The following is a 10259-nucleotide window of genomic DNA, read 5'->3' on the forward strand; positions in this document are numbered from 1 at the left end:
GCAAATATAGAACGCTTTTTCGAATTTGCAAACCTTAATTTAAAGTTTTTTTAATACAAAAACATAGTTTATTCAGTATCAAATAAATATTTTAAAAAAAATTATACAATAACGACCAAAGCTATCTGAATAAGGAAACCAAGCGTAAAAAACAAAGCGGCAAACTTCAATAAAGTAAAACGAAAAGTTTCATTCAAGATTAATTTATTGACCAATGGTTTCGAGATTTTTTCGTCCAAAAGCTTTTCTACTTTTTTATAGAAAATCAATAATAAAATTATAATCATTATAACAACGACAAATACAAAAAAAGAACTCATCGAATGATAAAACATCACTCCCATCGCCATTCCTAATACAGCTAATATTAATTGTGGCAACTGATTAATTGCTTTCCGAATCATTTCTTCGGTTTTACTTAACCAATCAGCTCCAAGAATTTCTGGCGCAGCCATCCAAAATGCAAGAAATTGCAATATCAAACCAAGTAAAGTAAAAATTTTTATCATTCTCAAAAATTCAATTATAGTTAAAGATAAAAAAAACCGTTTAAAATAAATTAAACGGTTTTCATATTATTCTTTTCAAAAAAGATTATTCTTCCTCTTCTTCGTCTTCTTTCATCGTATGATAAACGTTATTTACGTCCTCATCTTCATCAAATTTCTCTAACAATTTTTCGATGTCAGCTTTTTGTTCTTCTGTTAATTCTTTTGTTGTTTGTGGAATTCTTTCAAATTCTGATGAAATAATTTCATATCCACTTTCTTCCAAAGATTTGAAGATTGTTCCGTAATTCTCAAAAGGTGCAATTAATACAATTCCATCTTCATCCTCAAAAATCTCCTCTACTCCAAAGTCAATCATTTCAAATTCTAATTCCTCTAAATCTAGATTTTCAGGTTTTTGAATCTTGAAATTACAGATATGATCAAACATAAATTCAACAGAACCTTGCGTTCCTAATTGTCCATTACATTTACTGAAATAAGAACGAACGTTAGCTACTGTACGATTGTTGTTATTTGTAGAAGTTTCAACTAAAACGGCAATTCCGTGAGGTCCATAACCTTCAAAAATAACTTCCTTATAGTTTTCTGTATTTTTATCAGATGCTTTTTTGATTGCGCGTTCGATATTATCTTTAGGCATATTTACAGCCTTCGCATTCTGAATTACCGCGCGAAGATGAGAATTTGAATGCGGATCAGGTCCTCCTGCTTTTACTGCCATTACGATATCCTTCCCAATTTTAGTAAACGCTTTAGACATTGCTGCCCAACGTTTTAATTTACGTCCTTTTCTAAATTCAAATGCTCTTCCCATTTATACTTGTTTTAATAGTTGCAAATTTATTCATAAAACGAAAAAAATCCAAGAACTATGTCTTGGATTTTTAAGTTGTTAATATTTTAGAATAATTATTTCAATCCGTGGTATTTCAACATTGGTTCAATTGAAGGATTTTTACCTCTAAAATTTTTGTAAATCACATTCAAATCATCCGAATTCCCTTGAGAAAATACTTTATCTCTCAAAATTTGACCATTTTTACGTGACATTCCTCCATTTTCTATTGTCCATTCGTAGGCATCATGGTCTAACATTTCTGCCCAGATATATGCAAAATATCCCGCTGCATATCCTCCACCAAAAATATGGCTAAAATAAGAAGAACGGTAACGAGGCGGAACTTGTGGTAAATTTGTTTTATTATCAATTAAGGCTTGTTTCTCAAAATCGTCTACGCTTGTGATTGTTTTATCGACAGAAACAGTGTGCCAAGATAAATCTAAAGCCGCAGCAGAAAGTAATTCTGTTAACGTATAACCTTTGTTAAAGTTAGATGCTTTTTTCATTTTTTCTACCAACACATCAGGAATCGCAGCTCCTGTTTGATAATGCTTTGCATAATTTTTTAGGATAGATGGCTCCGTTACATAATGCTCGTGAAATTGAGATGGAAACTCTACAAAATCTCTTGAAACATTTGTTCCAGATAAAGTTGGATATTTTTGATTCGCAAAGAAACCGTGCAATGCATGTCCAAATTCGTGGAAAGTTGTTACCACATCATCATACGAAATCAATGCAGGTTGACCATTTGCAGGTTTTGTGTAGTTTCCGACATTATAAATAACAGGTTTTGTGCCAAATAAGTGCGATTGCTCCACGATATTACTCATCCAAGCTCCCCCTTGTTTAGAATCTCTTTTGAAATAATCTGTATAAAATAATCCCAATTGCGAACCATCTTCATTAAACAATTCGTACACTTTTACATCTTCATGCCAAGTTGGTATATCTGTACGTTTTTTGAATGAAATTCCGTACAATTCTTTCGCCATAAAGAAAATTCCATTCTCTACAACTGAATCTAAAACGAAATAAGGTTTCATTTCATTTTCGTCGATATCATATTTCTCTTTACGAACTTTCTCCGCATAATAGTTCCAATCCGCAGCTGTTAATGTATTTGCTGGATTTTCTTTCTTCGCTAAGGCTTCAAATTCTTTTGCATCTTTTTGTGCCATTGCAGTTGCTGCCGGAATCATTTGATTTAAAATTCCTTTTGCTGCTGTAGGATTTTGCGCCATTTGATCTTGCAAATTCCATTCTGCATAATTTGCAAAACCTAATAATTTAGCTTTCTCCGCACGTTTTTTAACCAAAGTTAAAATTGTATAACGTGTATCATTTTCGTCTTTTTTCTCTGTTCTAATCCAAGCTGCATCAAATAATTTTTTTCTTGAAACTGCATTGGTCATATTTTGTAATTCAGGTTGTTGCGTTGTATTCAATAAACTGATTAAATATGTACCATCAGCTTGTTTGAAAGCCTCTAAATCAGCATCACTCAAACCAGCTAATTCTTCTTTCGTAAAAGTAACGCCACCAGATTTTGTTCCTTTTAATAATTGATTGGAGAATTTAGTTTCTAAAGAAGCGATTTCTCCATTCAATTTTTTCAATTCATCTTTTTGTGCAGCAGATAAATTTGCGCCAGCCAATTCAAATCGTTGATAATATACATCTAACAAACGAGATGACTCTTTATCTAAATTCAATGATTTTTTATTGTCATGTAAAGTTTTTACACGTTGAAATAATTTATCATTCAAATAAATGGCATCGCTATGAGCCGCAAATTTAGGCGACATTTCCTCCTCAACTGCTTGCAACGTTTCGTTTGTATTTGCTCCAGTCAATAATCCAAAAACATGATTAACTCGTGTTAATAATTGACCCGATTTTTCCATCTCAACTAATGTATTTTCGAAAGTTGGTGCTTCAGAATTATTCGCAATTTTATTGATTTCGACTAATTGTTCAGTCATTCCTTGCAACAAAGCAGGTTTGAAATCTTCGTTTTTAATTTTCGAAAAATCAGCAGTTTGATAAGGCAAAGTGCTCACTTCAAAAAAAGGATTTTTATCGTTCCACATACTATTTGTTGACTTTTCGCTACAAGAAGTGGTTAGGATTGACGATCCAACCATCATTCCGTAAAAAAGTTTTTTATTAAACATTTTTATAATTTTTAGACCTAACGAAGTTAAAACTTATAATGTTAAATTTCAAAAATATTCAATTTTTCATTCAAACAATGGGAAATATTTAAGCTAAATCTTAAAAGTTAAATAATTAATAAACCTTACCGAAAAGGTTGAATTTTCTTCAACGAAAATAATTATCTTTGAAAAAGAGTGAGGAAAAATTTCACTCTTTTTTATTACCCTAAAAATCAATCCATTTTGTATTTAGATTTAGAAGAATTAAAATATTTATTAGCTGAAAGTGTTGAAGAATTGCCAAGTTGGGAATCACACCAAAAGCTTTCACCTCCATATCGTCAAAAATTTGATTTAGAATATGTAAAACGTACCAATCCTAGAAGTGCGTCTGTGATGATTTTATTGTATCAAAACGAAGATGGAGAAGTTGAATTCCCAGTAACCATGCGTGTTTCTTACGAAGGAGCGCATTCGCATCAGTTTTCTTTGCCAGGTGGACAATTTGAAGAACAAGATATTAGTTTTGACGAAACTGCTATTCGCGAAACTATGGAAGAACTTGGTGTAGAGTACGAAAACATTGAGATTGTAAGACAATTGAGCGAAATGTATATTCCGCCAAGTAATTTCTTGGTTTATCCTTACATCGGAATTTATCATGGAGAACCACATTTCAATCCAGATGAGCGCGAAGTACAATACGTTGTTCCATTAAATTTGGAAGCTTTTTTGAATGCTGATTACGAAGTTTTTGAGAGAGAATTTTCTGGTCAAGTTGTCGAAATTCCTGGTTATAACATTGGTGATGATGAATTTCTTTGGGGCGCAACGGCAATGATTTTAGAAGAATTTAAAGATTATCTAAAAATCGTATTAAATTTGTAACTTAAACAATTAAGAACTCGTGTCTCAAAAAGCAAAGAAAAAGAACGCATTTCGCGATTCATTTGGACATTTATATTTCCTAAAAAGGACGTTAATTTTCTTATTAGGATCATTTACTTATAACCGTTACAATGGTTTTAATAAATTAAAAGTTAGCGGTACAAAAAACTTGGTTCATTTGCCAGCTCAAAATGTATTATTCGTTTCGAATCATCAAACTTATTTTGCTGATGTTTTCGCGATGTATCATGTATTTTGTAGTGTAAAAAATGGTTTTATTGATACCATCAAAAATCCAATTTATTTACTTAATCCTAAGATTGACTTTTATTACGTTGCCGCTGAAGAAACAATGAAAGATAATCTTTTGACGAAATTATTCGCCTACACAGGAGCGGTTACCGTAAAAAGAACGTGGCGTGCAAAAGGAGAAAATGTAAATAGAAAAGTAGATTTAAGCGAAATTAACAATATTGATATTGCGTTGCAAAGTGGTTGGGTAGTAACATTTCCGCAAGGGACTACAACTGCGTTTGCACCTGGTCGTCGTGGAACTGCACATTTAATCAAGAAAAATAAACCAATTGTAATTCCAGTTGTAATTGATGGTTTTCGTAGAGCTTTTGATAAAAAAGGTTTGCGTATTAAAAAACGTGGAATTAATGCGACAATGACATTCAAAGAGCCTTTGGAAATCGATTATGAAAATGATTCGAGTGATGCAATCATGAAAAAAATTATGAATGCAATTGAGCAAGCACCAGAATTTAATAAAGTTCGACCAATGGACGAAATTCTTGCTGAAAATAGTGAAAAATCATTGGATGATTATTTGAATGAAGACGACGAAGAGTTTGATGATTTCGAAGAAATGGGCTACGACGAAGAAAATAAAAAAGACTAAAAGAATACAACATACAAAATGAAAAAAGTTCATTTTATTGCAATTGGTGGAAGTGCAATGCACAATTTGGCGATTGCTTTGCACGAAAAAGGATATCAAGTAACAGGTTCTGACGACGCAATTTTCGAACCTTCGAAAACACGTTTGGACCAACGTAGAATTTTACCAGAAGAAATGGGTTGGTTTCCAGAAAAAATTACAACAGATTTAGATGCTGTGATTTTGGGAATGCATGCTCACGCTGATAATCCTGAAATGTTACGTGCTCAAGAATTAGGTTTAAAAATCTATTCATATCCAGAATATTTGTACGAACAATCAAAAGATAAAACGCGTGTTGTAATTGGTGGTTCGCATGGAAAAACGACAATTACATCAATGATTCTTCACGTTTTGCATTATCATAATATCGATGTTGATTATATGGTTGGTGCGCAATTGGATGGTTTTGATGTGATGGTAAAATTGACAGAAGACAACGAATTTATGATTATGGAAGGTGATGAATATTTATCATCTGCCTTAGATCGTCGTTCAAAATTCTTGTTGTATCAACCAAATATTGCGTTGATTTCAGGTATTGCTTGGGATCATATCAATGTTTTTCCAACGTTTGCAGATTACACTTCTCAATTCTCAAAATTCGTAGAATCTATCGTGAATGGAGGTGCTTTAATTTACAACGAAACAGACGAAGAAGTTGTTAAAGTGGTAGAAGAAACGGAGAAAGCAATCAAGAAATTCCCTTATCATTTACCAGAACATTTTATCGAAAATGGAATCACTTTTATCGAAACAGAAGATGGACCAATTCCGTTAGAAGTCTTTGGTAATCATAACTTGATGAATTTAGAAGGTGCTCGTGCAATTTGTAAACAATTAGGTGTAATGGATGATGATTTCAACGAAGCAATTCAATCATTCAAAGGAGCATCTAAACGTTTGGAATTAATTAATCGTACTTCTGATTTTGTTGCGTATAAAGATTTTGCCCATGCGCCAAGTAAAGTAACTTCAGTTACGAATGCAGTAAAAGAACAATATACAGATAAAACAGTTGTAGGATGTTTAGAAATCCACACCTATTCGTCTTTGAATCCTGAGTTTTTGGTGCAATACAAAGGTGCTTTAGACAAAACTGATATCAAAATTGTAATGTATAGCCCAGAAGCATTAGAAATAAAACGTATGGAAATGATTTCTCCAGAAGATATCAAAAAAGCCTTTGGAGATGATTCTATTTTGGTATTTACAAATGGTGAACAATTGCAAGATTATATCGAAAGTTTAGATAAAAAAGATAAAGTATTTTTGATGATGAGTTCAGGAAACTTCGGTGGAGTAAACTTGAATGAATTATTTAAAGCATAAAAAAATCACCTTTCAATAAAAGGTGATTTTCCACTTAAATATCTATAAAATATAGAAAAAGAGAACTTAATTTTTTAGGTTCTCTTTTTGTTTTTTGTCAAATGGTCAAAATAATCATTTTAGGTTTTTGGATTACTTCTTTTCAAATATCAGTAAACTTAGAACTATTTTAAACTTTTTCGGAACTATTAATTTTAAAAACATTATTTTAGAAAAAACAGAGGTGATATAAACTTTTAGTAATACTCTACTCACTTTTGTTAGCTTTCGCCATCAAAAAACACCTCTGTTTTACTATAAAATTATAGTGACCCTTTTGATAGTAACAAAGATGATAAAAATCGAGATAAAAAAAAGTTTGAAAAGTAGCCTAAAGATGTCCAAAACGGAAGTTATTGTAAACTTTTTCTAAATTGAGTTGGACTAATTTTTAGATGTTTTTTGAAAAAATTTCCGAATGAATATTGGTCAGAAAAGTTTAACTCATTCGAAATTTCAGAGATTGTTTTAGTTGTTTCACTCAACAATACTTTCGATTCACGAATCACAACAGAACTGATTAATTCTTTTGTCGTTCTACCTGTTATTGATTTGCAACATTCAGTTAAATATCGTACTGTAATATTCAATTTATCTGCATAATATTTTGCATCTCTGTTTTCTGTATAACTCTTATTTAAATCATTCAAAAAACGCTTTACAATATCATCTTTTCGCGTTCCTTTTCTTACAATAATTGTTTGTTGTTTCGAAAGTTCGCTAAACGTTGTGTAAACAATCGCATAAAATAAATTGAACTGTAAATAGCGTACGAATTTGGTCAATTTCTCTTGCAAACGCAACTTCAATTGCAATAAAAGTTCGATTAAAGCAGAAAATTCTATTTCATTGAAATGATAATTATTGATTCTACCTTCACCAAAAAATTGGTTGTATTCATAACCACTCAAATCGATAATCGATGTATCTAAAATCTTTTTGGTTAAAACTAAACTCAACAATTCTAAATCAGATGATTTTGAAATTATTTGGTAAGATTTATTAGGTTCTGGGAAGAAAACATCGTGTTGTTTTAGTTTAATTTCTTGGTCATTTTGAGAAATAATTAAATAACCATGCTGAATAAAAATCGTCTTAATCAAATCTTTTTTCAAACGTTTATTTTCAACAGTTTGCTGAATAAATTCCTCTTGATCAAAAACATTAAAATTCTCCATAAATCAACACTTTAATTTCAGTTAATTTGACACAAATTTTAACCCAATAATAGAGCAAATTAAAGTCGTTAAGAAGAAAACGCGCCAAAAACTTGCTGGTTCTTTAAAAATAAAAATTCCTACTAAAACTGTTCCGACTGCTCCAATTCCTGTCCAAACTGCATAAGCCGTTCCGATTGGTAATGTTTGCGTTGCTTTTACCAACAAAACCATGCTCACCGTTAAGAAAAATAAAAAACCACCATACCATAAATACGTGTCATTTCCGGTTGCTTCTTTTGCTTTTCCAAGACATGATGCGAAACCGACTTCGCACAATCCTGCAATTAGTAAAATTACCCAATTCATTTTTTACTGATTTATTTATAAAAATTAAGACTACAAAAAATTGTAGCCTTAAAATTAATTATTTATTTTTTGAATTATTTACCGAAACTATCGCTAAATTCTACTTGACCTTTGATGTGTACTTCGCTCCATGTTTTAGAAACGCCATCTGCACCTTTGTGTAATTCTAAACAAGCTTGATTAAGAGCTTCTATTGCTTTTCCTGTGTTAAAATCCATCAAATCAACATCTGTTTCAATTGAAAAAACATTGTTCTCAAACGTTGATTTTACTTCGTATTCTTTAGAAGCATTATTCAACGTTAAATTCAAGAAAGTTTTACCATCTCTGAAATGTAATTGACCTTTGATTTCGCTTGTATTAATCATATTTCCAAACAAAATATCTTTCAATTTTTGATCACGATCAATTTGATCAGAATTTAATGTAGCAACTGTCGCTATAATATTTGCACCTTCTAAAACTTCTTGAGGCGTTTTTCCATCTTCTTTTGCGTCTTTCACCAAAACAACATCAAAACGTCCTGAAACAGCCACTTTTTCTGTTGTTTTATAAGCCGTCCACTCAACTCCAGATTTTCTAATTACACCCTCTACAATTTCCGTTGGTTCTTCCACTGTAACAGCAGATTTAGCAGGTTGTTCAACTGGTTTTTCTTCTGTTTTATTCGTACAATTCATCAGCATTACTGATGCACAGCATATAATCGCTATAGATAATTTTTTCATTTCAAACTTTTATGCTACAAAAATACAACAAGCCAAGACTAATTCACAATTGATTTTTAACATATTCTGAAAAAACTCTACTTTTGTAAGATGATAAAAAATCTTCTAAATACATGTTTGATTATCATTTGTTTGCCATTTATCTTAATTTATGAGATTTATTGTTCGGTTTACAAATACAGAAAATAAATTGGTAACTTCGCTTTCAAATTGGAAAGATGAGCGAAAGAATAATAGGAATAATAGGCGCTATACCGCAAGAAATAAACGGTGTAGTCAATTTATTAACAAACAAGCAAGAACATAAAATTGGTCGAAGAAGTTATTTTACTGGAAAATTAAACAATCAAAAAGTTGTGGTCGTTTATTCTCGTGTTGGTAAAGTTGCTGCCTCTGCTACGGTTACAACCTTAATCCTTGAATTTAACGTTTCTGAATTGATTTTTACAGGTGTTGCAGGTGGAATTCATGCTGATGTAAAAATTGGAGATATTGTTCTAGGGCAAAGTTTGATTCAACATGATATGAATGCTCAACCTCTTTTTCCTGCTTACGAAATCCCAATGTTAGGAAAAGCTTATTTTGAGGCTGATTCTTCTCAATTAGAAGTTGCGACAACAGCTATTTTAGAAATTTTAGAAGAGCAACATTTGCATAATGTGATTTCTGAAAAAGATTTGGATAAATTTAATATTCATCAGCCTCAACTACATGTTGGTTTAATTGGATCTGGAGATTTATTTTTCTCGACAAATTCTCAGAAAGAAAAATTACAACAAAACTTACCCGAAATACTTTGTGTCGAAATGGAAGGCGCTGCAGTAGCACAAGTTTGTTACGAATTTGATATTCCTTTTATCATCATAAGAACAATATCAGATGATGCCGACGATCATTCTACATTAGATTTTAATAGTTTTATAGAAAAGATTTCGAATGTATATTCAATAGAAATTATTAAGAACATCATCAAGTAAAAAGTCCTTTAAAAAGGGCTTTTTTTTTGATGCTCACATTAATAAAAAAATCATCAAAAGATTTGATGATTTGCTTTTCCAAATATTTAAAATGGATTGTGGGGAGAGCAGGATTCGAACNNTGGCCGCTTGAGTATCTCCCCGCCTAATAATAAAGTATTCTTCAAAAAAGAAGAGCCGATAGAGGGACTCGAACCCACGACCTGCTGATTACAAATCAGCTGCTCTAGCCAGCTGAGCTACATCGGCGATTTTTTATTTTTGTTTTAAAAGTAAAATATAAACTTTTTTGGAGCCGATAGAGGGACTCGAAC

General features: G+C 31.6%; 10 protein-coding genes and 1 tRNA gene. 4 read left to right on the top strand and 7 right to left on the bottom strand.

From position 1 onward, the window contains the following. Positions 1-101: 101 nt before the first annotated feature. The 3 genes from B4L98_RS09010 to B4L98_RS09020 all read right to left on the bottom strand — a co-directional run bounded on the left by B4L98_RS09010 (position 102) and on the right by B4L98_RS09020 (position 3530). Entirely contained in the window at positions 102-509 is a 408-nt protein-coding gene (locus B4L98_RS09010; protein WP_219034769.1) for a hypothetical protein, read from the bottom strand. Positions 510-594: 85 nt separating this feature from the next. After that, entirely contained in the window at positions 595-1326 is a 732-nt protein-coding gene (locus B4L98_RS09015; protein WP_219034768.1) for a YebC/PmpR family DNA-binding transcriptional regulator, read from the bottom strand. A gap of 95 nt (positions 1327-1421) precedes the next feature. Then, positions 1422-3530 (bottom strand): M3 family metallopeptidase, encoded by a 2109-nt coding sequence (locus B4L98_RS09020; protein ID WP_219034767.1) that lies wholly within the window; start codon positions 3528-3530, stop codon positions 1422-1424. Positions 3531-3755: 225 nt separating this feature from the next. Between B4L98_RS09020 and B4L98_RS09025 the strand changes: the two genes are divergently transcribed. Genes B4L98_RS09025 through B4L98_RS09035 form a run of 3 tightly spaced genes read left to right on the top strand, consistent with a single transcriptional unit; the run spans position 3756 to position 6675 of the window. Further along, a complete protein-coding gene (locus B4L98_RS09025; protein ID WP_115001319.1) occupies positions 3756-4400 on the top strand; it encodes an NUDIX hydrolase in 645 nt (214 codons plus the stop codon). Positions 4401-4419: 19 nt separating this feature from the next. Beyond that, positions 4420-5304, top strand: a complete 885-nt coding sequence (locus B4L98_RS09030; RefSeq protein ID WP_038334575.1) for a lysophospholipid acyltransferase family protein — start codon at positions 4420-4422, stop codon at positions 5302-5304. 18 nt (positions 5305-5322) lie between these two features. Then, entirely contained in the window at positions 5323-6675 is a 1353-nt protein-coding gene (locus B4L98_RS09035; RefSeq protein WP_115001321.1) for a UDP-N-acetylmuramate--L-alanine ligase, read from the top strand. A gap of 392 nt (positions 6676-7067) precedes the next feature. Here B4L98_RS09035 and B4L98_RS09040 read toward each other — a convergent pair whose 3' ends face one another. The 3 genes from B4L98_RS09040 to B4L98_RS09050 form a co-directional block, all read right to left on the bottom strand. Further along, positions 7068-7892, bottom strand: a complete 825-nt coding sequence (locus tag B4L98_RS09040; protein ID WP_291046460.1) for a helix-turn-helix domain-containing protein — start codon at positions 7890-7892, stop codon at positions 7068-7070. A 21-nt stretch (positions 7893-7913) separates the two neighbouring features. Continuing rightward, positions 7914-8240: a DMT family transporter gene (locus B4L98_RS09045; RefSeq protein WP_038334569.1), complete on the bottom strand. Its 327-nt coding sequence runs from the start codon at positions 8238-8240 to the stop codon at positions 7914-7916. Positions 8241-8314: 74 nt separating this feature from the next. Next, the gene (locus tag B4L98_RS09050) at positions 8315-8968 is read right to left on the bottom strand and encodes a hypothetical protein (protein ID WP_219034762.1); all 654 of its coding nucleotides are present in this window, start codon (positions 8966-8968) and stop codon (positions 8315-8317) included. Positions 8969-9186: 218 nt separating this feature from the next. Between B4L98_RS09050 and B4L98_RS09055 the strand changes: the two genes are divergently transcribed. Continuing rightward, a complete protein-coding gene (locus B4L98_RS09055; RefSeq protein WP_219034761.1) occupies positions 9187-9945 on the top strand; it encodes a 5'-methylthioadenosine/adenosylhomocysteine nucleosidase in 759 nt (252 codons plus the stop codon). Between the two features lie 175 nt (positions 9946-10120). Here B4L98_RS09055 and B4L98_RS09060 read toward each other — a convergent pair. Continuing rightward, positions 10121-10194, bottom strand: a tRNA-Thr gene (locus B4L98_RS09060). Positions 10195-10259 lie beyond the last annotated feature (65 nt).

Source organism: Empedobacter sp. UBA5528 (assembly GCF_002426075.1).
Classification (GTDB): Bacteria; Bacteroidota; Bacteroidia; order Flavobacteriales; family Weeksellaceae; genus Empedobacter; species Empedobacter falsenii_B.